Raw genomic sequence first — 358 nt, 5'->3', positions numbered from 1 at the left:
TTCCAAAATTTGTTTTTAGATGTTGACCGCACAACCGCAAAGTGTTATTCTGATGCTTGAAAGAAGCAGGTTGTAGTGTCCGCACTGCGCCCGGCTTTCTACATACTGTACCTTGAATCTTACATAAGCCGTCTGAACGAGATACTGCGCCATGACCTCACGCTTTCTGTGGGCGAGCCGGACAACGCCGCTGCAAAACAGGGGCAGGATCTGCGTTCGGTGTGAACGGTGACCATGAGCAGGGGCTTTGCCTTTTCACACGTTTTGCTCTGCAAAATTTTCAACGTGCATTGCGGTTCGACTTCTGTAATTTTCAGTGTTGCACGGAAAGGGCGAAAGCAAGTATCGACCTGTGGCC

1 protein-coding gene is annotated in these 358 nt (G+C 49.7%); it reads left to right on the top strand.

What is annotated here, in order from left to right:
• The first annotated feature begins 75 nt into the window (after positions 1-75).
• Positions 76-225 carry a hypothetical protein gene (locus tag P0G09_RS16045; protein WP_275253156.1) on the top strand — a complete coding sequence of 50 codons (150 nt, stop codon included), beginning with the start codon at positions 76-78 and terminating at the stop codon, positions 223-225.
• Positions 226-358: the final 133 nt, after the last annotated feature.

This window comes from Faecalibacterium sp. DFI.5.82 (genome assembly GCF_029076575.1).
GTDB classification, from domain to species: Bacteria; Bacillota; Clostridia; order Oscillospirales; family Ruminococcaceae; genus Faecalibacterium; species Faecalibacterium duncaniae.
Note: the sequence above shows the minus strand (reverse complement) of the source record. Positions and strands in the feature narration are given on the sequence as shown.